This is a genomic window from Streptomyces sp. 351MFTsu5.1, assembly GCF_000383655.1.
Classification (GTDB): Bacteria; Actinomycetota; Actinomycetes; order Streptomycetales; family Streptomycetaceae; genus Streptomyces; species Streptomyces griseorubiginosus.
This window is the reverse complement of sequence record NZ_KB911784.1, coordinates 188,485-211,499: the sequence shown is the minus strand read 5'-3', so window position 1 is coordinate 211,499 and position 23,015 is coordinate 188,485. Positions and strand designations below refer to the sequence as shown.

21 protein-coding genes and 1 riboswitch are annotated in these 23,015 nt (G+C 70.9%); of the genes, 2 read left to right on the top strand and 19 right to left on the bottom strand.

Annotation, left to right across the window (positions count from 1 at the left end; translation table 11 throughout):
• Nucleotides 1-70: 70 nt before the first annotated feature.
• From H295_RS0123800 to H295_RS0123730, 15 genes are all read right to left on the bottom strand, one after another.
• Complete coding sequence (locus tag H295_RS0123800; RefSeq protein ID WP_106960928.1) at nt 71-1,360, bottom strand: SAM-dependent methyltransferase; 1,290 nt, start codon at nt 1,358-1,360, stop codon at nt 71-73.
• A 166-nt stretch (nt 1,361-1,526) separates the two neighbouring features.
• Complete coding sequence (locus tag H295_RS0123795) at nt 1,527-2,903, bottom strand: NAD(P)/FAD-dependent oxidoreductase (protein ID WP_020137863.1); 1,377 nt, start codon at nt 2,901-2,903, stop codon at nt 1,527-1,529.
• Between the two features lie 432 nt (nt 2,904-3,335).
• A complete protein-coding gene (locus tag H295_RS0123790; protein WP_020137862.1) occupies nt 3,336-4,277 on the bottom strand; it encodes a Ppx/GppA phosphatase family protein in 942 nt (313 codons plus the stop codon).
• Complete coding sequence (locus H295_RS0123785) at nt 4,274-4,810, bottom strand: DUF501 domain-containing protein (RefSeq protein ID WP_020137861.1); 537 nt, start codon at nt 4,808-4,810, stop codon at nt 4,274-4,276. Before H295_RS0123785 ends, H295_RS0123790 begins: the two co-directional genes overlap by 4 nt.
• Nucleotides 4,811-4,832: 22 nt before the next feature.
• Nucleotides 4,833-5,309 carry an FtsB family cell division protein gene (locus H295_RS0123780; RefSeq protein ID WP_020137860.1) on the bottom strand — a complete coding sequence of 159 codons (477 nt, stop codon included), beginning with the start codon at nt 5,307-5,309 and terminating at the stop codon, nt 4,833-4,835.
• A gap of 118 nt (nt 5,310-5,427) precedes the next feature.
• Nucleotides 5,428-6,714: a phosphopyruvate hydratase gene (gene eno / locus H295_RS0123775; RefSeq protein ID WP_007382562.1), complete on the bottom strand. Its 1,287-nt coding sequence runs from the start codon at nt 6,712-6,714 to the stop codon at nt 5,428-5,430.
• A 268-nt stretch (nt 6,715-6,982) separates the two neighbouring features.
• Nucleotides 6,983-7,669, bottom strand: a complete 687-nt coding sequence (locus tag H295_RS0123770; protein ID WP_020137859.1) for a transglycosylase family protein — start codon at nt 7,667-7,669, stop codon at nt 6,983-6,985.
• Nucleotides 7,670-7,672: 3 nt separating this feature from the next.
• Nucleotides 7,673-7,835: riboswitch (cyclic di-AMP (ydaO/yuaA leader) on the bottom strand.
• A gap of 205 nt (nt 7,836-8,040) precedes the next feature.
• On the bottom strand, nt 8,041-9,021 hold the full coding sequence (locus H295_RS0123765; protein ID WP_020137858.1) for a transglycosylase family protein: 981 nt from the start codon (nt 9,019-9,021) through the stop codon (nt 8,041-8,043).
• A 192-nt stretch (nt 9,022-9,213) separates the two neighbouring features.
• A complete protein-coding gene (locus tag H295_RS0123760) occupies nt 9,214-10,521 on the bottom strand; it encodes a cytochrome P450 family protein (RefSeq protein WP_020137857.1) in 1,308 nt (435 codons plus the stop codon).
• A gap of 155 nt (nt 10,522-10,676) precedes the next feature.
• Nucleotides 10,677-11,690, bottom strand: a complete 1,014-nt coding sequence (locus tag H295_RS0123755) for a nucleoside triphosphate pyrophosphohydrolase (protein WP_020137856.1) — start codon at nt 11,688-11,690, stop codon at nt 10,677-10,679.
• Between the two features lie 149 nt (nt 11,691-11,839).
• Nucleotides 11,840-12,487 (bottom strand): SurA N-terminal domain-containing protein, encoded by a 648-nt coding sequence (locus H295_RS0123750; protein WP_020137855.1) that lies wholly within the window; start codon nt 12,485-12,487, stop codon nt 11,840-11,842.
• A gap of 148 nt (nt 12,488-12,635) precedes the next feature.
• Nucleotides 12,636-13,523: a glycoside hydrolase domain-containing protein gene (locus tag H295_RS0123745; RefSeq protein ID WP_234021663.1), complete on the bottom strand. Its 888-nt coding sequence runs from the start codon at nt 13,521-13,523 to the stop codon at nt 12,636-12,638.
• 66 nt (nt 13,524-13,589) lie between these two features.
• The gene (locus H295_RS0123740) at nt 13,590-15,083 is read right to left on the bottom strand and encodes a serine/threonine-protein kinase (RefSeq protein WP_267974095.1); all 1,494 of its coding nucleotides are present in this window, start codon (nt 15,081-15,083) and stop codon (nt 13,590-13,592) included.
• Between the two features lie 38 nt (nt 15,084-15,121).
• Entirely contained in the window at nt 15,122-15,772 is a 651-nt protein-coding gene (locus H295_RS0123735) for a hypothetical protein (protein WP_020137852.1), read from the bottom strand.
• Between the two features lie 171 nt (nt 15,773-15,943).
• The gene (locus tag H295_RS0123730) at nt 15,944-18,094 is read right to left on the bottom strand and encodes an N-6 DNA methylase (RefSeq protein ID WP_020137851.1); all 2,151 of its coding nucleotides are present in this window, start codon (nt 18,092-18,094) and stop codon (nt 15,944-15,946) included.
• Between the two features lie 281 nt (nt 18,095-18,375).
• Between H295_RS0123730 and H295_RS0123725 the strand changes: the two genes are divergently transcribed.
• Nucleotides 18,376-19,170 (top strand): hypothetical protein, encoded by a 795-nt coding sequence (locus H295_RS0123725; RefSeq protein WP_020137850.1) that lies wholly within the window; start codon nt 18,376-18,378, stop codon nt 19,168-19,170.
• Nucleotides 19,171-19,254: 84 nt separating this feature from the next.
• Here the strand turns inward: H295_RS0123725 and H295_RS0123720 are convergent, their stop codons facing one another.
• Both H295_RS0123720 and H295_RS0123715 read right to left on the bottom strand, forming a co-directional pair.
• Entirely contained in the window at nt 19,255-19,998 is a 744-nt protein-coding gene (locus H295_RS0123720) for a hypothetical protein (RefSeq protein ID WP_020137849.1), read from the bottom strand.
• 73 nt (nt 19,999-20,071) lie between these two features.
• Nucleotides 20,072-20,794: an HNH endonuclease family protein gene (locus H295_RS0123715; RefSeq protein ID WP_020137848.1), complete on the bottom strand. Its 723-nt coding sequence runs from the start codon at nt 20,792-20,794 to the stop codon at nt 20,072-20,074.
• Nucleotides 20,795-20,994: 200 nt separating this feature from the next.
• Here H295_RS0123715 and H295_RS0123710 point away from each other — a divergent pair, with 200 nt between their 5' ends.
• A complete protein-coding gene (locus tag H295_RS0123710) occupies nt 20,995-21,180 on the top strand; it encodes an antitoxin (protein WP_020137847.1) in 186 nt (61 codons plus the stop codon).
• Nucleotides 21,181-21,442: 262 nt separating this feature from the next.
• On the opposite strand, the gene H295_RS0123705 is transcribed toward H295_RS0123710, so the two are convergent.
• Together H295_RS0123705 and H295_RS0123700 are read right to left on the bottom strand one after the other, a co-directional pair.
• Nucleotides 21,443-22,039, bottom strand: coding sequence for a nucleotidyltransferase family protein (locus H295_RS0123705; RefSeq protein WP_020137846.1), 597 nt, complete (start codon nt 22,037-22,039; stop codon nt 21,443-21,445).
• Nucleotides 22,040-22,057: 18 nt separating this feature from the next.
• Nucleotides 22,058-22,969, bottom strand: a complete 912-nt coding sequence (locus tag H295_RS0123700) for an SCO6745 family protein (RefSeq protein ID WP_020137845.1) — start codon at nt 22,967-22,969, stop codon at nt 22,058-22,060.
• Nucleotides 22,970-23,015 lie beyond the last annotated feature (46 nt).

Genomic DNA, 23,015 nt, shown 5'->3' with positions numbered 1-23,015 from the left:
CCACCGGAAGGGGCCCGTCGCCGAGGAGGCGACGGGCCCCTTCTGTCTGCTCCGGGCCCCTTGTCTCTGCTCAGTTCCAGGTGCGGGCGCGCAACGGCAGCCCGGAGACGCCGGATTCGGGGGTTCTCACGGCCAGGACCTGGTTGACGCCGAGGTGGTTGCGTTCGAAGCCGAGGGCGCAGGCGGCCATGTAGAGACGCCAGACCCGGGCCCGGCCGGGGCCGGTGAGCCGGACGGCCCGCTGCCACCCGGACTCCAGGTTGGTGACCCAGCGGCGCAGCGTGTGGGCGTAGTGCTCGCGGATCGACTCGACGTCCCGCACCTCGAACCCGGCCCGCTCCAGCTGGGTGACGGTGGTGCCGAGGGGGGCGAGTTCGCCGTCGGGGAAGACGTAGGCGTCGATGAACTCGTCGAGGTCGTAGGCCGATTCGTCGGACATCGGGCGCCGGGCGATCTGGTGGTTGAGCAGCCGCCCGCCGGGCACCAGCAGCCGGTACAGGTCCTGGGCGTACTCCAGGTACTTCTCCGACCCCACGTGCTCGGCCATCCCGATGGAGGAGATCGCGTCGTACGGCCCGTCGGCCACGTCCCGGTAGTCCTGTACGCGGATCTCGATCCGGTCGGTGAGCCCGGCGTCGGCGACGCGCTTGCGGGCGTAGGCGGCCTGCTCGTGCGAGAGGGTGATGCCGACCACGCTCACGCCGTACTCGCTGGCCGCGTGGATCGCCATCGAGCCCCATCCGCAGCCGACGTCGAGGAGCCGCTGCCCCGGCCGGAGCGCGAGCTTGCGGCAGACGAGGTCGAGCTTGTCGTGCTGGGCCTGCTCCAGGGTGGCGTCGGAATCCGGCCAGTAGGCGCAGGAGTACACCATGGACGGGCCGAGGACGAGTTCGTAGAAGCCGTTGCCGACGTCGTAGTGGTGGCTGATGGCCCGCTTGTCGCTGCGCCGGGTGTGCAGATGGCCGCGGGCGCGGCGGATCTCCTCGCGGGGCGGGGCCGGGGGCAGCGGGAGCCCGCCGAGCCGGACGAGGCCGGACAGCGCGGCACGGGTCCGCGCGTCGCGCAGGATCTGCCAGCCCGAGCGGGTGTCGGCGCGCTCCCAGACCAGGCCGGAGAGCAGGCCGAGGGCGGCGTAGAAGTCGCCCTCGATGTCGAGGTCCCCGGCGACCCAGGCGCGGGCCAGGCCCAGTTCGCCCGGTTTCCACAGCAGCCGGCGTACGGCACGGCGGTTGCGGACGACCAGGGCGGGCGCGTCGGGTGGTCCCGCCTGTGAACCGTCCCAGGCCCTGATCCGCACCGGCAGCTCGGATCCAAGCAACTGTTCGAGCAGACTCTTCAGCCGCAGGGCGGCACCCGCCATGACCCACACCTCCGTGACGAGGATCCCGGATTTGTCCACCTGGGTAAACAACCGAAAGGTCATGGTCAATCCCGGAGAACGCCGAAGGACCTCCCGCACCACGGATGGCGGAAGGTCCTTCGGGGTGGATCAGCGACCAGGGCCGGTCACGGGTGACCGGAACGGGTCAGGAGGCCTTGGCCTCGGTCTTCTTCGGTTCGGCGGCCGGTACGGGGCGCGCGGCCTCGTAGAACTCCTCGCGCGGGTGCTCCATCGCGCCGAGGGAGACGACCTCGCGCTTGAGGAACATGCCGAGGGTCCAGTCGGCGAAGACGCGGACCTTGCGGTTCCAGGTCGGCATGGCCAGACCGTGGTAGCCGCGGTGCATGTACCAGGCGAGACGGCCCTTGACCTTGATCTTCATCTTGCCCATGACGATCATCGCCACGCCCTTGTGCAGGCCGAGACCCGCGACAGCACCCTTGTTGGAGTGGCTGTACTCCTTCTGCGGGAAGCCCCGCATGCCGGAGATCACGTTGTCGCCGAGGACCTTGGCCTGGCGCAGCGCGTGCTGGGCGTTCGGCGGGCACCAGGCGTTCTCCACGCCGGCCTTGCGGGCGGCGACGTCCGGGACCTGGGCGTTGTCGCCGGCGGCCCAGATGTAGTCGGTGCCCTGGACCTGGAGGGTCGGGGCGGTGTCCACATGGCCGCGCGGGCCCAGCGGGAGGCCGTAGCGGGACAGGACCGGGTTGGGCTTGACGCCCGCGGTCCACACGATGGTGCTGGAGTCGACCTCGAGGCCGTTCTTCAGGACCACGTGGCCGTCGACGCAGGAGTCCATCGAGGTGGAGAGGTAGATCTCCACGCCCCGGCTCTCCAGGTGCTCCTTGCCGTACTGGCCGAGCTTGGGGCCGACCTCGGGGAGGATCTTGTCGGCGGCGTCGACGAGGATGAACCGCATGTCCTCGCGGGAGACGTTGCTGTAGTACTTGGCCGCGTCGCGGGCCATGTCCTCGACCTCGCCGACGGTCTCCGCGCCGGCGAAACCGCCGCCGATGAAGACGAAGGTGAGCGCCTTGCGGCGGATCTCCTCGTCCTTGGTGGAGTCGGCCTTGTCGAGCTGCTCAAGCACGTGGTTGCGCAGGCCGATGGCCTCCTCGACGCCCTTCATGCCGATGCCCTGCTCGGCGAGGCCGGGGATCGGGAAGGTGCGGGAGACCGCGCCGAGCGCGATCACCAGGTAGTCGAAAGGCAGCTCGTACGCCTCGCCCACGAGGGGGGCGATCGTGGCGACCTTGCGGTCCTGGTCGATGGTGGTGACCCGGCCGGTGAGAACCTCCGCCTTCGGCAGCACGCGTCGCAGCGGGACGACGACGTGGCGCGGGGAGATGTTGCCGGCGGCGGTTTCGGGGAGGAAGGGCTGGTAGGTCATGTACGACCGGGGGTCGACGACCGTGACGGTCGCCTCGCCGTAGCGCATCTTCTTGAGGATGCGCCGAGCTGCGTACAGGCCTACGTACCCACCGCCTACTACGAGGATCCTGGGACGCTCCGTGGTGCTCATGGCATCGAGTATCCACCCGCCCCAGGGGGGTCGCTCGTGCGCCCCTTCACAAGCTCTTGGAGGGTGTGTGTTATCCTCCGCGACTCACGTGATCCAGGTCATGGCGCCGGACGGGAACCACGGTATACGGATCTCCGTTGTCAATGCCGCGTGAGCTGCCCCTCCGTGCCGGAAAGGGGCTCCCGAGGGGCTCTCGGGGACCCCTCGCAGACTCCCCTCCCTAGGTCCGCAACCCACCGTTTTGAACGTGTTCACAGGGGTGTTGGGCCCCCGGAAGGGTCAACCGGCCCCCATTCGTCGTCCGACAGGGCCCAATTCCTTGTGAAGAACTTCACGAACTTTCCCGGCGGCACGCCGAAGAGGGGCCCCGAAGGGCCCCTCTGAGTCGCTCATACGTTGTTCTGCCTGCTCAGCAGAGGTGCCCGGCGGGGCCTACGCGACCGACCACGCGATGCCGTCGAGGATGTCGTGCTCGCTCACGACGACCTCCTCGGCGCCGGTCCGCTCCATGATCGACAGGAGGACGAGGGCGCCCGCCGCGATCACGTCCACCCGCCCCGGGTGCATCGCCGGATGCGCCGCGCGCTCTTCATGGGTGGCCTTGAGGAGGGCGTCGCTGATGCCCTTCACCCGGTCGAGGCCGATCCGCGAGTGATGGATCCGCGCGGAGTCGTACTCGTCCAGCCCCAGCGCGATCGCCGCGACCGTCGTGACCGAGCCGGCCAGGCCGACCAGGGTGCGGGCCTCACGCAGCGGCACGGTCTCCTCGGCCAGGTCGAGAGCGGCCTCGATGTCGGCACGCATCGCCGCGACCTGCTCCGCGGTGGGCGGGTCGGTGACCTTCCCGTCCACGACCAGGTGCCGCTCGGTCATCCGGACACAGCCGACGTCCACGGACCGCGCGGCCCGCACGTGGTCGTCGCCCACGACGAACTCCGTCGAGCCGCCGCCGATGTCCACGACCAGGTAGGGCCGGGCCAGGTGGTCGCTGCCGGTGAGCTCCTTGGTCGCCCCGGTGAAGGAGAACTCGGCCTCCTGGTCCCCGGAGATGACCTCGGGCTCGACGCCGAGGATGTCGAGGACGCCCCGGACGAAGTCGTCCCGGTTCTCCGCGTCCCGGGAGGCGGAGGTGGCCACGAACCGCAGCCGCTCGGCCCCGTGCTCCTTGATGACCGCCGCGTACTCCCGGCACGCGGCGAAGGTCCGCTCCAGGGCCTCGGGCGCGAGCCGCCCCGTCCGGTCGACGCCCTGGCCCAGCCGCACGATCGTCATACGGCGGTCCAGATCGACGAGCTCGCCGGTGGCCGGGTCGCAGTCGGCGACGAGGAGGCGGATCGAGTTCGTACCGCAGTCGATGGCGGCGACGCGGGTCACTGGGTGTCCTCCGGCTGCTCGGCGAGGGTCACGCACGCTCCCTTGCGCCACCACTCCGGCAGCATCGCGATCGCCTCGTCGCCCAGCGGGTTCACGCCCGGGCCCGCGGCCAGCGAGTGGCCCACCAGGACGTGCAGGCACTTCACCCGGTCCGGCATGCCGCCCGCGCTCGGGAAGCCCTCCAGGACCTCGATGGCGTCACGGCGGGCGATGTAGTCCTCGTGCGCGGCCCGGTACGCCTTCGCCAGCTCCGGGTCGGTCTGGAGCCGCTCCGTCATCTCCTTCATGACGCCGTTCGCCTCCAGCGTGCCGATCGCCGAGGCGGCGCGCGGGCACGTCAGGTAGTACGTCGTCGGGAAGGGCGTGCCGTCGGGGAGGCGGGGCGCCGTCTCCACCACGTCCGGCTGACCGCAGGGGCAGCGGTGCGCGATCGCGCGCAGCCCGCGCGGCGGCCGGCCGAGCTGCTGCTTGAAGGCCTCGACGTCCGCGTCGGTCGGCTCGGTGCGCGGGGTGGAGGGCGGAGGCGTTTCCATGCCTGTCTTTCTATCGTTCGGTCTACTGGTCGGCGGCGTCGGACTTGTCGACGCCGTCCCAGACGTTGGAGTACCAGGGGCGGTCGGCCGCCCCGAGATCGGTGCGGGACTGCTTCGCCGCGTCCGGGTCGACGACCACGAAGCCCGTCTCCCCCGGCAGCACGTAGTGCAGCCGCTGCCGGATCTGCTGCTCCGCGTACGTGTCGTCCTGCCAGCGCGCCTTGAGATCGCGCAGCTTCTCGACCCGCTCGGCGGCCTGTGCCTTCTCCCGCTGGAGATCGGAGATCTCGGCGCGCTGGGAGACGTACTGCCTTATCGGGTACGCCAGCGCCACCACGAGGGTGCACAGCACGAGGGCGAGCAGCGCGGCCCGGCCGGTCAGCCGCGAGCGCCGGGCCTGCCGTTTGGTCTGGGAGCGGTAGACCCTGGCCGCGGTCTGCTCGCCGAGCAGCTTGATCCGTGTCGCGGTGGAGAAACGGTCCCGGTCCTTCACGGCCATCGGCTCTCCGCCTCCCCTTCTACGTGCGTACGTCCCCGCACACGGTACGGGACCGGTACGGGGACGTACGTACGACTGGCTAAGGATTGGCCCTTTACGGCTCAGCCCTTGTTGCTGCTCAGCCCTTGAAGCGCGGGAACGCGCTGCGGCCGGCGTAGACCGCGGCGTCGTCGAGGATCTCCTCGATGCGCAGGAGCTGGTTGTACTTGGCGACGCGCTCGGAGCGGGCCGGGGCGCCGGTCTTGATCTGGCCGCAGTTGGTGGCGACGGCCAGGTCGGCGATGGTGACGTCCTCGGTCTCGCCGGAGCGGTGGGACATCATGCACTTGAAGCCGCTGCGCTGGGCGAGCTCCACGGCGTCCAGGGTCTCGGTGAGCGAGCCGATCTGGTTCACCTTGACGAGCAGCGCGTTGGCGGCGCCGTCCTCGATGCCGCGGGCCAGGCGCTCCGGGTTGGTGACGAAGAGGTCGTCGCCGACGATCTGGACCTTGTCGCCCAGCTTGTCGGTGAGGACCTTCCAGCCGGCCCAGTCGTCCTCGAACAGCGGGTCCTCGATGGAGACGAGCGGGTAGGCCGCCACGAGCTCCTCGTAGTACTCCGTCATCTCGGCGGCGGAGCGGTCCTTGCCCTCGAACTGGTACTTGCCGTCCTTGTAGAACTCGGAGGCGGCGACGTCGAGCGCCAGGGCGACCTGCTCGCCGGGGATGTAACCGGCTTCCTTGATCGCTTCGAGGATGAGGTCCAGGGCGGCGCGGTTGGACTCCAGGTTCGGGGCGAAGCCGCCCTCGTCGCCGAGGCCGGTCGACAGGCCCTTGCTCTTCAGGACCTTCTTGAGGGTGTGGTAGACCTCGGTGCCCCAGCGCAGCGCCTCGGAGAAGGACTCCGCGCCGATGGGGGCGATCATGAACTCCTGGATGTCCACGTTGGAGTCGGCGTGCGAGCCGCCGTTCAGGATGTTCATCATCGGAACGGGCAGCAGGTGCGCGTTCGGGCCGCCCAGGTAGCGGAACAGCGGCAGGTCGCTGGCCTCGGACGCGGCGTGCGCGACGGCGAGGGAGACGCCGAGGATGGCGTTGGCGCCGAGCGAGCCCTTGTTGTCGGTGGCGTCCAGGTCGAACATCGCCTGGTCGATCAGCCGCTGCTCGGTGGCGTCGTAGCCGACGAGCTCCGGGCCGATCTGCTCGATGACGGCGAGGACGGCCTTCTCGACACCCTTGCCCTGGTAGCGGTTGGGGTCACCGTCACGCAGTTCGATGGCCTCGAAGGCACCGGTGGAGGCGCCGGACGGGACGGCGGCACGACCGGTGCTGCCGTCGTCGAGGCCGACCTCGACCTCGACGGTGGGGTTGCCTCGCGAGTCGAGGATTTCCCTGGCTACGACGACGTCGATGGACGGCACGAGCATCTCCTTCTGCAATGGTGAGCCTGGCGACTAGAGCCTAACCGGCTCCGGGGCTTCGGCCACCGTGTGGACCGACCTGTGGACGAAACCGAGAGTAAATTGTTTCTGAACTGAACAAAGACGGCCGTGCAAGCGCGCACAAAAAACCCCGCCCCGGTGCGTACGGGGGAACACGCACCGGAGCGGGGAGCCCGTGGGGACGGGGGGTGACCCTCACGAGGCCTTCAGTATGAGGACCACGGGTATGAGGGCGCTGTGGTTCAGGTAGGAATCACTTGAGGTGCAGCTGCTGACCCGGGTAGATCAGGTTCGCGTCCTCGATGATGTCCTTGTTCAGCTTGAAGAGCGTCTGGTAGCCGCCCTTGACCTTGTGCTTCGCGGCGATCGAGCTGAGGGTGTCACCCTTGACGACCTTGTACTCGCCGTCGCCCTTCTTGACCTTCTTGCCGGTCGGGGTGGTGACGGTCTTCTTGGCCGCCGGACGCTCGGAGGAGCGGGAGGCGCTCTGCTCGTTGGTCGAACGGGTGCCGGCGCTGGAGCCCGAGTTCGAGGAGCTGGAGGAGGACGAGCTGCCGCCGTTGTAGGCGGCGCTGGACAGGCCCGTGCCGCAGACCGGCCAGGCGCCCTTGCCCTGGGAGGCGAGGACCTTCTCGGCGACGGCTATCTGCTGCGACTTGCTGGCCTGGTTGGCCTGCGGGGCGTAGGCGGTGCCGCCGTACGCGGCCCAGGTGGAGGCGGAGAACTGCAGGCCGCCGTAGTAGCCGTTGCCGGTGTTGATGGACCAATTGCCGCCGGACTCGCACTGGGCGACGGCGTCCCACTCGGAGGCGGTGGCGGCGGAGGCGTTGCCGGCCGCCATCAGCGGGGCGGCGATGGCGACACCGGTGACGCCGGCGAGCGCGGCGGCGCGGGTGGCCTTGGACGGACGACGGTGCTTGCCCTTGCCGGAAAACAGCATGGTGGATCCCCTCACCGACGCCTGCGAGGTGAGCTGTCGGGTTCGGGCCGGTTGAGTTGCCCGGTCACGCACAGTGCGTGACTTCACCCCAAGCCGGTCCAGCGTGAACTGCTGGGCCCGGCGCTTACCTTGGGTCCCCCGCTCCTGCCTACGGCGCTTGACGCGACGACTGTTCCCGTACGGCCGCTGGCAGGATTCGGCGTTGCGACAGACGGGGCTCGGGTTGCCGAGCGGTGACGACGGTAGACATGCGCTCGGCGGAATTTCAAAGACGATCAGGGCTTCTGAGACTCATCCCACACTTTCACCAAAGTGGACATTCGGTGCGAAGTGTGACGTGAACTCCCGCTGTTTTTCAGGCCTTTTCGGCCCTATTCCACCCCTGTGTCGAGCGTCTGACCGGCGGAGATGTCGCTGGGGTCGGCCCCGATGCGGTCCCTGTTCTCGGCGTAGAGGGCGCGCCATCCGCCGTCGAGGCCAAGGGAGTCGGCGATGGAGGCGAGGGAGTCGCCCTCCTTGACGGTGTACGTGCGAGCGGCGTGACGGCCCGAGGAGGTGCCCGCACTCTTCGTCGCGACCTCGTCCCCGCTGTCGCCGCGGTGCTTGCCGGTGCCGCCGAGGGAGCCGACGTCCACCAGGGCCGAAGAGCCGCCCTCCTGCCAGGACTTGTCCGCTTCGTCCTCTTCTGGGCTCACCACGGGCGAGCCGTCGGAAGACTGTGCGTCTTCTTTGCCGGAGGCTTCGGAACCCTTGGTGTCGCTTTCGCCCGCCTTGGAGGTGCTTTCGCCACTCTTGGACGGGGTGGCCGACGGGGAGGGGGTCGCGGACGAGCCGTCCAGGGAGTCGAGCAGACCGGGAGAGTCCTCGGTGCCCGACGAGTTGGACGAATCAGACGATACGGATGATTCCGACGATCCGGACGCGGAAGCCGAGGGCGTTCCGCTCGCCAGGCCGGTGTCGACGCCGGCCGAGCTCGAGTCCTTGCTGAGCCCGTTGAGCAGACCGCAGGTCGGCCAGGCGGCGATGCCCTGGTCGTCGAGGAGCTTCTCCGCCACGGCTATCTGCTGGTTGCGGCTGGCCAGGTCCGCGGTCTTGGCGTACTCGAGGCCGCCGTACTTCTCCCAGTTCTCCTGGGACATCTGGAGGCCACCGTAGTAGCCGTTGCCGTCGTTGGCGCTCCAGGAGCCACCGCTCTCGCACTCCGCGACCCGGTCCCAGGTGGTGCCGGTCGCGGCGCTCGCTCCGGACGCCGCGAGCAGGGGGATCGCGATGGCGGATCCCGTCACACCGGCCGCCACGAGCAGCGCCGGAGCCTGACGGGGGCGACGGTGACGACCGTTCCCGGAGAGCATGAAGGGACCTTTCCCGAGACTTCAGAGACCCACGCGGCGAGTGGTACGGACCACCGCGTTGGTCCGTGAACGTATAGGGGTTCGATCACTTGTCACAAGTTAATGCCGCGTAGATCACGTGAAGATCACAGACTTGAGGGCGCGTCATGTTTAGGCGGCCGTGCGGCGGGGTTCAGGGGACCCCTCGGTCGATTACCGGACGGGAGTGAACTCCACGGGCAAAGTACGCAGTCCACGCATGATGAGCCCACCCCGCCAGCGCAAATCGGCTGAATCCACCGCGAGTTGCAGATCGGGGAGCCGGGTGAGGAGCGTGGCGAGCGCGGTCTGGCCCTCCAGCCGGGCGAGCGGGGCACCGAGGCAGTAGTGGATCCCGTGGCCGTAACCGAGGTGCTGATTGTCACGGCGGGACAGATCGAGCACGTCGGGGTCGGCGAACCGCTCCGGATCCCGGTCCGCCGCGGCGAGCACGACGAGCACGGGATCGCCGGCCGCGATGTCCTGACCGCCGATGGTGAGCGGCTCGGTGGCGAACCGCCAGGTGGCGAGCTCGACCGGGCCGTCGTAGCGCAGCAGCTCTTCCACGCCGGTCTCGAGGAGGTCGGTGCGGCCGGCGGCGAGCGACTGCTGGAGCCTCTCGCGCTGCTCAGGGTGGGTGAGAAGGGCGTAGGTGCCGTTGCCGATGAGGTTGACGGTGGTCTCGAAACCCGCGAAGAGAAGGATGAAGGCCATCGCCGCGGCCTCGTTCTCGGTGAGGTGTTCGCCGTGGTCGGAGGCGCGGATGAGCCCGGAGATGAGGTCCTCGCCAGGGGTGGGCTCGTCGGGCAGCGCTTCCCGCTTGCGGTGGATGAGCTCGGCCAGATACCCGCGCATCTTCTTCACGGACCGCGCGACCCCGCCCCGCGGGCCTCCCCCGTGGCGGATCATCATGCCCGCCCAGTCACGGAAGTCGTCCTGGTCCTCGCGGGGGACGCCCAGGAGGTCGCAGATCGCGTAGATGGGGAGCGGGAAGGCGAAGTCGTGGATGAGGTCGGCGGAGCCGGTCGCCGCGAAACGGTCGATGAGACGGTCCGTCAACTCCTGCACCCGGGGGGCGAACTCGGCGACCCTTCTCGGCGTGAACGCCTTGCTGACGAGCCGTCGGAGCCTGGTGTGGTCCGGCGGATCGATGTTCAGCAGATGCGTCATCAGCTCCGCCTTGCGCTCCCCCGGAATGCCGGTCTTCCCCTTGGCGTGCTCCGGCTCGTCGTGGTGCGCCGGGTTCTTGCTGAGCCGCTGGTCGGCGAGCGCCTGCTTGGCGTCGGCGTAACGGGTGACCAGCCAGGCCTCCACCCCGCTGGGCAGCCGCGTCCGGTGCACGGGGGCGTGCTCCCGGAGCCAGGCGTAGGCGGGGTAGGGGTCGGTGGCGAACTCCCAGGTGAAGAGTTCGGGGGCGGGAGCCGGGGGTGGAGAGGCGGAGGTCGAGGCAGGTGCGGGGGCGGGGGTGGGCTGGTCGGTCACACCTTGACGGTAGCCGGGGCTTCCGGGTGGGTCTTCGGGCGGTGGGGTCGGGGCCGTGCGCCTCGGACGGTGGGAGTCGGGGCCGTGGGTCTTTCTCGGCCAGGCGGCCAGGCGGCCAGGCGGTCAGGCGGTCAGGCGGTCAGGCGGTCAGGCGGTCAGGCGTCCTTCTCCGTCTGGCGGATCGCGTCCCGGTACGCCCGTGCCGCCGCTCTCAGCGCTGCCTCCGGGTCCGTGCCCTCGGCTTCCGCGCGGGCGGCCAGCGCGAGGAGTTCGTAGCCGATGCCCTCGCCCTCGGGGAGGGGGACCGTCAGTCCCGCCGTCCGTGCGCGTGACACCAGCTTCGCCGCGAGGGCGAGGCCGGGCTGGTGGAGGGGGACGCCCTCGGTCACCGAGGTGCGCTGCTTCTCCATCGCCTTGGTGCGCAGCCAGTGCGCCTTGACGTCCTCGGGGGTGGTGGCCGTCTCGTCCCCGAAGACATGGGGGTGGCGGTGGATGAGCTTGGCGACGATCCCGCCGGCCACGTCGTCGATGGAGAAGGGGGTCTCCGGGTCCTCCTCCGCTATACGGGAGTGGAAGATCACCTGGAGCAGGACGTCCCCGAGTTCCTCGCGCAGTTCGTCGCGGTCACCCTCCTCGATCGCCTCGACGAGTTCGTAGGCCTCCTCGATCCCGTACTTCGCGAGCCCCTTGTGGGTCTGCCGGGACGACCACGGGCACTCGACCCGGATGCGGTCCATCACCTGCACGAGGTCCAGGAGCCGGGCGCCGGGCAGGTCGTAGGAGGCGGGGAGCAGCTCCAGCTCGGGCATCTCGACGCGTCCGGAACCGGCCAGGCGGGCCAGCCCGTCGGTGAGCGCCGGCTCTCCCTCTCCCGTGGCCACGACGACAACGGTGTTTCCGCCCGCGCACACGCCCACCAGCTCCTCGGCGGTCGGCGCGGCCTCGTCCACCCGTATCCCCGCCTCCCTCAGATACGGCAGCTGGGGATGCGCCCCGTCCGCGCAGAGAACACGGTCGGCCGCGTGCAGCGCCTGCCAGGCGGGCCAGGAGAGCAGGCCGGGGGCGACGCGGTGGCTGGTGGTGAGCATGACGATGCGGCCGGGGGCGGGGGCCGTACGGGGGCCTTGGCCGTGCTGGTCGGGGGCGGGCTCGAAGCCGGTTGCGTTCACAGTTCGAAGCTAACGCACGGCGTCCACGGGGAGATCGAGTTGTCCACAGGGCAGGGGTCGCGGTGTGATCGTATGACCTGCGGCTTGGGGTGTGTTTCGGGGTGCCGGGCCGGATCGGGGCGGCTGCGATGCAGCGCGTCCGGCGTCCCCTACGCCGTCCGCTCGCCGCCCGCCGCCGTGACCTCGCGTACCCACGGGGTCTTCGCGTCGGCCCGTGCGCTCTTCTGGGCGTCCCATGTGCCGTAGCGCGGGTTGAGATCGACGTCGAGTTCCTTGGAGGCCTTGGTCAGGGCGCCCCAGAAGGCGGGGTCGCTGGTGTCGGTGCCGAGTTTCGCCGCGAGCTTCTGGGCCTCCAGCTGGAGGCGGAGGCTCTCGTCGAGGCGCTCGGGCGCGATGCCGTACTGCTGGAGCCAGGCCGTCTCCAGGCCCTTCGACCCGCCGGCCTGCTCCTCCAGGCCGGCGCGCAGCTGCTGGACCTCCTTGCGGGTCACGCTCACCTGCGCGTCCTCGGCCGCCCGGTGCAGCACCCGGTCGAGGACCATGCCGTGCAGGACGTCCCGGGTGAGGGTGCCGGTCTTGGCGATGGCCTGCGCGTACTGCGCCTCGTCGGTGACGGCCGCCCGCTGTGCGTCGCGGACCTCGGTCACCCGGTTCTCCAGCTGCGCGACGGTGATCCGCTGGCCGCCGACGACGGCCGCCGCCCCGGGATGCGCGTCGTCGGAGCAGGCGGTGAGCAGGGGTGCCGCGCAGGCGAGGGCGGCGGAGAGGATGAGCGCGGTGCGACGACGGCGGTGCAAGGAAGCCTCCCGAGGAGATTGTGCGACGGTGCACAAAGTCTTGCGGTGATCGATGGTAGGCAGGGGACCGGCTCTGGCCAACCCATTCGACCAACGATTCACCAGGACTTCGGGCACCGGCGCGCCGCCCGCACCGCGGGGGCGGGCATCAGCCGGTGATCGCCACCGGGCCGTCCCAGGCGTCCCGGTCCACGGTGATCGTGTAACCGCCCCGCGACTCCTTGCTGTTGACCAGGTACTGGTGACCGCGGCTGTGGTCGGTGTACTGGGTCTTGCCGAAGGGCCAGTCCGCCGTCGTGGTGTTCTGCTTGTCCCACAGCGCGTACCAGAGGTTGCCCGGCAGGTCGGTCTTGTCGGTCGCGTTGGCGATCGCCTTGGCACTGGAGCTGGTGAAGCCGTAGAAGCCCGCTCGGTAGATCTTGGCGCGCAGGGTCTTGTCGAACGCGCGCACATAGGTGAGCACGGCGTCGTTGCACGCCTTGTTCGTGATGTCGTACGACTCCATGTCGAGGTAGATCGGGCTGCCGGCCTTCATGCCGAGCGCGGAGGCCTTGGCCACCGCGTCCGCGCCGTCCTTGGCGCCCAGGGAGGCGGCGGTGGAGGCGGTGAGCTTCTCGGGGCTGGAGCCCGTCTGGCAGGACGGCTGGGCGCCGACGTACAGCGGGATGAGCTTCCAGCCGACCGCGCTGACCGACTTGACCCAGGAGGCGGTGAGGTTGGGCTGGGCGCAGCCGCGGTTCTTGCCGCCGATGTAGACGGCGGCGGCGCCGTAGAGACCGCCGTGCCAGGCCTTCATCGCGGAGAGGGAGGGGGCGGCACAGGTGTCGAAGGCGCGTCCGGTGTACGTCTTCTGGGCGGGCCAGGCGGTGGCGGCCATCGAGGTCTGCGCGGCGAGGCCGGCCCCGGCGACCACGGCGGCCCCGGCGATGCCCCAGGTGACGTATCTGCGCTTCTTCGACTGCCGATGACTGGACCGGCCGGCCCGGCTGGACCCGGAGGATTCAGGCGACTCAGGTGACGATGACTCGGACGACATGGACGACCCCACCCCTGTTGTGCTGTGCATGGCTGAAACGCAGCGCAAAGGTACCCGGTGTCCCCTCTAGCCGCGCACCTGGCCCAGCCACTGGAGGGTCCGCCGGACCTCGGCGGCGAGCGGGTGGCCCGGCCCCTTGAGCCGCTCCACGTCGTGCAGCAGCCGCGCAAGGGTGTCGTGGGCGGCCGGACGGTCGCCGAGCGCCAGCAGGAGGTGGCCGATGCGGCGGCGGACGTCATGGGCGAGCTCGGGGTCGCCGGCCACGTACTGGTTCTCGTAGTACGGCAGCAACGCGCGGTACTCGGCCAGCGCGGCCGCCGGCTCGCCGAGCTGTTCCAGGCACTGGGCGGCGTCGTAGCGGAAGCGCAGGGACTGCGGGTCGGCATGGCCGGCCTCGGCGGCGCGTTCGTCGGCGAGGCGGCGCAGTTCGGGCAGCGCGCGCCGGTACTGGCCGTCGTCCATGAGGGTGGCGGCGTACTGCTTGCGCAGGGTGCGGACGACCGGGGAGTTGGCGCCGTGCTGCTCGGCGGCCGTGGGCAGGATCGCGCCGAGGATGTCCACGGCCTGGGTGATGCGGCCCTCGCCGAGAAGCCGCTTGACCTCGTCGACCGCACGCGCGACGTCGGGCTTCTCGGCCTTCTCCGGGACGGGCGTGACGGGGGCGGGCTGGGGCGCGGGGGTGCGCGCGCGGTCCGGCCAGGGGGCGTGCGGGCGCAGGAAGGGGCGGGTGGGGTCGAGCGGCGCTCCGGTCGGCATCCCGCGCGCGGGCAGCAGCAACGCCAGTTCCTCGTAGACGTCCTGCGCGGACGCGGGGCGGTGCTGCGGGTCCTTGGCGAGCAGCCGCAGGACGAGCGCTTCGAGCGCCTCGGGGACCTCGGGGCGGGTGCGGCGCACCGGCAGCGGCGGCTCGTACAGATGCCGGTGCAGGACGCCGAGCGCCGTGGAGCCGGCGAACGGGACGTCTCCGCTGAGGAGTTCGTGCAGCAGCACACCGAGCGCGTAGAGGTCGGTGTACGGGCCGACCGAGCCGCCCATGGCCTGCTCCGGCGCCATGTAGGCGGGCGAGCCGATCGGCGAACCGGTGTGTGTGAGGCGGGTGGTGTCGGTGTCCATGACCGAGGCCACGCCCAGGTCGAGGACGGTGACCGTGCCGTCCTGCTTCACCATCACGTTCCGCGGCTTGAGGTCGCGGTGCACGATCGGCACGGCGTGCACGGCGCTGAGCACGGCGCACAGTTGCGCGGCGACCGCGACCGCCCACTGCCAGGGGTACGGGTCGTGCTCGGCGAGATGGTCGGAGAGGTCCGCGCCGTCGACGTACTGCATGACGAGGAACAGCTCCTCGCCCTCGCTGCCCGCGTCGTGCACGGTGACGAGCCCCGGGTGGTCGACCTGCGCGGTCACCCGGCACTCCCGCACGAACCGGCGGCGCAGTTCGTCCGCCTCCTGCCCGGCCACCTTGTCGGGGCGCAGCAGCTTCACCGCCACGCGCCGGTCGAGCCGCTGGTCGTAGGCCGTCCAGACCTGGCCCATGCCGCCCTGTCCGATGAGCGTGGACAGTTCATAGCGGCCGGCGACGACACGCCCTGTCGCCACGGTCACCTGCCGCCGTCGTGATGGCCGCCGGTGCTGTCTCCGCCGGTGCCGCCGCCGTTCGCGCCGCCGTGGCCGCTGTCGTGCTTGCGCAGGTAGTCGCTGAGCTCGTCGAGTTCGGCGCGCACCTGGTCGATGCGGGCGGGCGCGGGGCGCTGCGGCGGGGGCGGGACGACTCCGGGCGCGGGAACCGGCGGCTGCGGCTGCGGCTGCGGCTGCGGCTGCGGCTGCGGCTGCGGGAGGAGCGTCGATGTGAACGGGGGTGTCGGCTGCGGGTAGCCGTAGCCCGTGTGGACGGTCGGGCCCTGGGGCGCCGGGTAGCCCGCGAACCGCCGCTGCTGGTGCACCCGGATGTCCATCACCAGGAAGTACACACTGCTGAAGAGACCCAGGAGCAGGACCAGCGACATGGCGACGTCGGTCTTGGGGTCGGTCTCGGGCAGCGCGCCGACCACCGCGAAGCACGCGATGGACATCGGGAGGCTGGCCCAGGCCAGCACCCAGTCGACGGCCCGTCCCCGCAGGAACGCGACCCGGAACAGCGGCGCGCAGGCGAGCAGGCCGCACGAGAGGAAACCGACGGCGGCGAGCACCACGCGCAGGGTGATGACCGTGCCCGAGTCGCGAGCGGGCGGCGCCGCGCCGTGGCCGTACATGAACGCTCCTGAGCCGGGATTCGATGTGGGGTTCGAGCGTATAGGCCGATACCGACAACAGGTCACGGGTTGTACCGAACCGTTGTCGTCCTGATCAGTCGGGTTGATGAGTGGACTGCTCAGTGAGCCGGTTGAGTCGGCTGGTCGAGTCGTCCGGTCGGGTGCGCCGGTTCAGTGGGGCGCGACGGTCCCGTCCGTGAGGCCGTCGTACATCCCGCGCACGAGTTGCTCCCCGAGGCGGCCCGCGTGCCGGAGGGCGCGCTCGAACTCGTCGAGCGCGCGGAAGCGTTCGCCGTAGCGCAGTTGCTCTTCAAGCGGCAGCCGGGGCAGTTGGAGCCGACGTACGTCCAGGCGGGTCGCGGTGGAGGCGTAGCGGCTGGCCTGGCGGTTGTTGGCGGTGCCGCGCAGGAAGCCGGCGAGGAACCACGGGTCCAGGGCCGCGGGATCGGGGCGCAGGAGCACGAGGTTGCGCCCCAGGGCGGCGCCGCCGGTCGCCTCGTCGATCACACGCGCCACCGAACCCCCGCCCAGCACCGGTACGACGACATCGCCGGGCTCGGTCAGCACGGCCTGCTCGTCGCTCTCGGGGAGCGTGCCGGAGGGGGCGGTCCCGTAGAGGACGTCGTGGTCGGTGAGGACGGGCACACGCGCGTGGCCGCCGCTGCCGCCCGTGCGCAGCATCAGGGCGCCCCCGCGCGCGAGTTCGCCGATGGTGGTGAGCGGCCACCGCGCGAGAGGTGCGCCGGCGGCGGGCGGCGGGGTGAGGTCGGCGGTCAGCCGCAGGGTCTCGCCCAGGCGCTCGCGCACGGCCGTGAGCTGTTCGGCCCCGTCCGCGGCGGTGGGCGGCGGCAGATGGCGGGCGGGGGCGAGGTCCACGTCGTCGTCGAGGAGGTCGATGACGGGCAGCGCACGGGCCAGACCGGGGCGTTCGGCGAAACGGCCGGCCCGGCCGAAGGCCTGCCAGGCGTCGAGGACGGCCTCGCGCACGGCCCGCCAGTCCGGCCCGCCGCGTCCCTCGCCCGCGAACCGGCCCACGTCGACGAGCAGCACCTCCGGCTGCGCGGGCGCCTTCTCCGGACGGCGCAGCACCCACAGGTGCAGGGGGATGTTGTACGGCGGTGCCGCCCCGACCGGCAGGGCGATCACAGCGCGCAGGGCACCGCGGCGCAGCAGGTCGGCGCGGATACGGCGGCCCGAGCGGCGGGAGGCGGCGGCGGGCGGCATGAGCAGGACGCCGGCGCCGCCGTCCTTGAGGCGGGCGAGCGCGTGCTGGACCCAGGCGAGCTCGGACTCGGTGCGGGCGGGGAAGCCGTACTCCCAGCGGGGGTCGTAGGCGAGTTCGTCATGGCCCCAGTTGCGCTCGTTGAACGGCGGGTGGCACAGGACGGCGTCGGCGCGCAGGTGGGGGTAGGCGTCGGCGCGCAGGCTGTCACCGGTTGCGCCGCGGACGGTGGACCAGGTGTGCAGGGCGAGCCGGAGCACGGTGAGCGCGGCCAGTTCGGGGGCGCTGTCCTGGGCGTGGAGTCGTTGGTCGGGGCGGGTGGCGGCGGCCCGCAGAAGGGCGCCGGTGCCGCAGGCGGGGTCGAGGACGGTCCGGGCGGGCCCCACGAGATCGGCCATGAGACCGGCCAGCTCGGCGGGGGTGAGCGTGTACTGGCGCGGGTTGGCGTCCAGATGCCGTCCCAGCAGGAACTCGAAGGTCTGGCGGGCGCCCAGTTCGGCGGCCAGTTCGGCGACACCGCGCAGGAGGGGGACGGAGGGGAGGAGTTCGGAGGCGGTGGGGCTGTGAAGCGCGGTTCGGGTGTTCACGGAGGCCGAGGTGTTCACAGCGGAGGGGCGAGGGACGCCCGGTGATCCGTGAACGGCACCGGGAGTGTTCACAGCGGCCGGGGTGCCCGCCACCCCCGGGACGTCGACGACCGGCTCCTCGCCGAAGCGGGGTGTCAGTACGTCCCGGAGCGCTCCGGGCAGCATCGACGCGAGGCGTTCGTCGGAGCCGGCGCTCACCTCCAGCCAGACCGGCGGACGGTCGTGGATCAGCAGCAGGACGCAGCCCGCGTGAGTGAGGGCGGTGACCGGGCCCTCGGGGTGGCCGGAGAGCTGCTGCCAGACACGCTCCCGCAGCGGCACCTCGGCGAGTTTCCCCTGCTTGCGCAGCCACGATTCGACTTCGGCGAGCGCGAAGGCCGGGCTGGTCTCGGTGCCGCCGACAGGTCTCGGGAAGTCCGCGTGGCGGCGCCGCCAGTTGCTCACGGCCGCACGGCCCACTCCGGCCAGCCGTGCGATACCGGCGGCGGTCACCTCTGTCGCGTTGTCCTGCACCGCCCGCTCCCCTCGTCGTGCCGCGCCACCCGTGCGGCCCGCGTGTGTCGCCGAGCATACCGACGCATGCAAGATCTACCCCTTCACGGCCGTGTACACAGTTCATCTTGTGAATTGTGTTGACTCGGTTCACAAGCTCTGGTCTTATTGACCCAGCGAACGAAGCAGCCACCCGGATCGGGCGGTGGCCGCCATGCCTGGAGGGGGCCGCCCCTTCCGGCCCGCGCCACCTCTTCACCGCACTTCACTCCATCTCGCCGTTTCACCACCAAGGAATCGCCATGCGTCGTACCGCACTTGCCGCCCTCTGCATCGCCGCCGCGGCCACCGCAGGACTCACCGGATGCCAGCCGGGTCAGGACACGGCGGACAACGGCACGGGCGCGTCCAGCGCGTCCACCACGACGGGCAAGCCAACCGCCGAGAAGGACCCGTTCACCGGGCTGACCGGCGGGGAGATAGCCGACCGGGCCGCGAAGGCGACCACCGGCGCCTCCTCGCTGCGGATGAAGGGCGACATCCCCGACGACGAGAGCGGCGGCACCATCAGCCTCGACGTGGCCCTGAACAAGAAGGGCGAGTGCGCCGGCACCGTCGGCATGGGCGGCAAGGGCCAGGTCGAGCTGATCAAGACCGGTGACCTCGTGTACATGAAGTTCGACGAGGCGCTGCTGCGTGAGCAGAGCAAGGGCGAGCCGAAGGCGGACACCGACGCGGCCGTGGCCATGCTGGCGGGCAAGTGGACCAAGACGAAGGCGACGGGCCCCAACGGCAAGGAATTCGGGGACTTCTGCGACCTGACCAAGGTGCTCGGCGGCGCCGAGGACACCGCCTCCGACGCGAGCCGCGGTAAGACGACCACCGTCGACGGGGTGCCGGCCATCACGCTGCACGAGAAGGACGGCAAGGACCGCTACACCCTGTACGTGGCCACCGAGGGCAAGCCGTATCTGCTGCGCGTCGACAGCACGGCGGGGGCGGACCAGGGTTCGATCGCCTTCAGCGACTTCGACAAGCCGGTCCCGGCGCAGAAGCCCGCAGGCGACATCCTGGACCTGGACGCCCTGGGCGGCTGAGCCGCCCGAGCCGAGGCGCCACGCCTGAAGGCACCGCACCTGAAGGCACCGCACCTGAAGGCAGGGCACCAGGACGCGGCACGCTCAAAGGGCGTGCCGCATCCACACGTTGGGCTCCACGTACACCGCGTACCCGCGCTCCGGCTCGCACCGCACCGGCACCAGCGCCCCCGGCACCTCGATGTCGCCCCGGGTGTCGAAGGGCAGTCCGGTCCAGTGACGCCACTGCTCCAGTGAACCGGCGACCGTCATCGAGGCGGGCGCCACCGCGTGAACGGCGGCACCGGCCCGGGCGTGCACCCGCAGCCAGGGGTCGCTCGGCAGGCCGTCGGGCCGTACGCGACGGGCGTACTCCTCGATGGGCGTGTGCGGTTCCAGGTGCTTGGCGCTGGGACGGACCGGGGCGACGACCTCACTGAAGCCGTGCGCGCGGGCGTTGTCGCGCATCGCCGAGAGCATCAGGGCGGACAGCCCCCGCCCCTGGACACGCGGATCGATGACGACCGAGACGGCACCGACCGTGTCGGGCCGCACGCCACGGCTCAGGTCCCCGAACGCCCACACGAGCATCTCGTCCCAGCCCCGGGCGGGCAGTTCGCCGCGCCCCTCGGCGTGGAGGGCGAACGGCACGCTGTGCGCGTGCGCGACGACCTCGCCCCGCTCGTCCTCGGCGAACAGAACGTACTCGGGGAGTTCGCCGGAGATCCGCCCGTAGTGGGCGTTGCCCACGGGGTCCTGGGTCACGAACTCCGGCCAGCTGTTGGCCATGCCGAGGACGCGCTCCCGCATCTCGGGACGCTCGGCGAGACTCGACACCTTCGGCTCCATGCGGTCACCGTAATTCGCGGCACCGCGCACCGGAAAGCGCATTTCGCGCCCGCGGCCGGTGCGCGGCGGCCCCTCAGTCCGCGTGGAACCTCGGCGGTGCCGCCGTCGGGTTGCCGCCGGTCGGCAGCTTCTGGCCGGGACACCCCGAGAGGACCTTCTCCATCGCGGACTTCTCGGCGGCCGTGACCCACAGCTCGTACTTCTTCTTCACGGCGACCTGGGCGGCAACATAAGTGCACCGGTACCCCTTGTTGGGCGGCAACCAGGTCGCCGTGTCGCCGTCCCCCTTGGAACGGTTGGTGCTCGCGTCGACGGCTATGAGGTTGAGCGGGTCGTTGGCCAGAGCTATGCGCTTGCCGGCGTCCCAGTACTTGGCGCCCTTCTGCCAGGCGTCGGAGAGCGCGACCACGTGGTCGATGTCGACCTGGCTGCGGCCCCGCCGGTAGGTCACCTCCTTGCCCGAGTACGGGTCCGACTCCAGCACCCCGTAGGAGACCTTGCACCTGCCGCTGGTGAACTTCACGTCCTCCAGGTCACGCTGGAGTATGTCGTCGCGGGTGTCGCAGTCGTTGGAGTCCGTGTCGGCCCACGCGGTGCCGAACCTGTCGCGGTCGTAACCCGTCTTGGGCGCCCGGCCCTTGACGGTGAGCGACTTGGCGGCGCTGAGGGCAGCATCCGAGGCGCCCCCGGTCCCCTCCGGGCCACCCGACCCCGTGGTCGTCGTCTCCGCCTTGCACCCTGCCACGGCGAACACCAGCACGACGGCGGCCGCGACCCCGCCCCTCAGACGCCTCACGTGCGCCCCTCCCCTTGCAAACCGGTCCGCCCCCGCAAGGAGCGCCTTCCCTGGCAGGGCGTTGCGCACACCGTAGCGATCGGGCGCACCGCGGCATTCAGGAAGTGGGCCGGGAGGCTCGGACGGCATGCCCTTCGAGTGGGCATCAGGGGCATAACGGTCGTATCGTCATTCTGAGTCACCTCTGGAAGGAGCTCTGGATGGGCATCTTCGACAGGTTCAAGAGCAACCGCCAGGTCCAGGACAAGGCCAAGGACCTGTCCGACATGGCGGAACGCAAGGCCAACGACAGGACAGGCAACAAGTACGAGAGCCAGGTCGACGACGCGCAGCAGAAGATCGAAGGCTCGCTCGGCATGGACCGCGACCGGCCCGACCAGCCGTAGTCCGAGGCTCCCTGGCGGACGCACCGACGCCGGCCTGCCGGGCACGGCCCGAGCGGGCCCTTCCGCCGCGAGTCGAACCATGCAGTCGAACCAGGCTGACCGAGAGGCCGCCCACGGGGGCACTTCCGCGGGCGGCCTCCCGCGTCCAGCCCGGAACGGCCTGCCGAAGCAGAGCAGTTCAGCCGGCTCGGAGCGGGCCGGTCACCTCAGGCCCGTCACCTCAGGCCCGTCACCTCAAGCCCGTCACCTCAGGCCGGTCACCTCAGGCCGGCCACGGCAGCACCGTCAGCTCCGGCCACTCCTCCTTCCAGCGGGCGGCCTTCGACTCGTAGACCTCCCTCGGGGCGAGGACCGGGTTGGGGCGGACCACGAGGTTGAACACGTCCGACAGCCCGTGCGGAGCGTAGACACGCCACTCGCCACCCGGCTCCAGCCGCACGCCCAGGCAGCAAGTCGTCGCGGCAAAACGGTCGATGGCGGACTCCGTGGAGTCGTAGGGCGGACAGGGCACACCGAACTTCCGCTCGTACCAGAGGTGCACCCGGGCCTCGTTGCGGATCTCCACCTCGGCCGGCAGTCCCTCGAACACCTCGCGCCCCGCCTTGATCACGGCGTCCTCGGCGTCCCAGGAGAGATCGGTGTCGTCGAAGTAGAAGACGTCGTAGTCCCTGATGCCCTGGGTCGGGGGCCTGTCGGTGACCGCGTTCCACACGGTCTGGAACAGGCAGCCCGCCGTCACGTACCAGCCCGGCAGGTCAAGCCTCGCCGCTCCGGCCATGACCTCGGTCAGGACCTCGTTGCGCTCCAAGGCCGAGCGGAATGCGTCCAGTTGTTCCCCGAGAGGGAGTCGTCCGAGCATCCGCCCTGCCTATCACGGTCAGACCCTGCCTATGCCCAGCGTGGTCTCCGAGGGGAGCAGCCCGGAGGACAGCACCGCGACCCAGAAGTCTCCGAGCAGGTCCGCGAGCCGGTCGGTGTCGGCCGCGCCGAGCAACCGCCATGGCCGGGCTGCGAGTTGGTCGGTCTGGTGTTCCACGCGGTGCCGGAGGTCACGGCCGGCGTCCGTGGCTTCTCCGCTCTCGTCGACCAGGCCACGGGCCGTCAGACGCTCCCGCGCGGCCCTCCATTCGTCGGCGCTCCAGCCCCGGCTCCCGAAACGCTCGACGGACGCGGCACCGATCGCGGCGAAGGAGACGAGCGACTCGACCGGGTCGAGTCCGGCCACCAACAGGGCCGCCACGTGGCCGTCTCCGCGGTGTTCGCGCAGGATCGTGGCCGCCTGCCACAGCTGGAGGTGCGGGGCGTCGGGCCACTCCAGCTCGGCGTTGGCCGCGGCGAGCGGGCGCCCTGCCGTGTCCGCCGACTCGGCGGCCCGCCGGGCGAGGCGGGCGGCCTCCGCCAGCTCGGGGCTGTCGACACGGTCGCCGAAGAGGGCCCGGTAGGCGCGGTCGACGCCCCGCAGTCGCGCCGCCTTCACCGCGTCAGGACCGGCGACCGCCCACGCCGAGTCCATGTGCTCGGCGACCATGCGCGGGCTGAAGCTGTAGAAGGCGGAGGCCACGCGCCCGGCGCCCGCCGGCCCCAACGGCGCTGCGCGCAGCGGGAAGTAGCTCGGCCAGCGCTCCGCCGTGTCGTACCCGAGGGCGGCCGCCTCCTCGAAGACCTCCGGCGCGTAGTACAGCACCGCGTGCAGCGGCTCCAGCAGGTGCCAGAGCCGGCGCACCCGGGTCAGATCCACGGCACCGCCGACCGCGCCGGCAGCCCCCGTCTCCTCGTCGTGGAACGACATGGCACAACCCCTCCCCCTCGTCCCGCCCCTTCGAACTTGACATTGA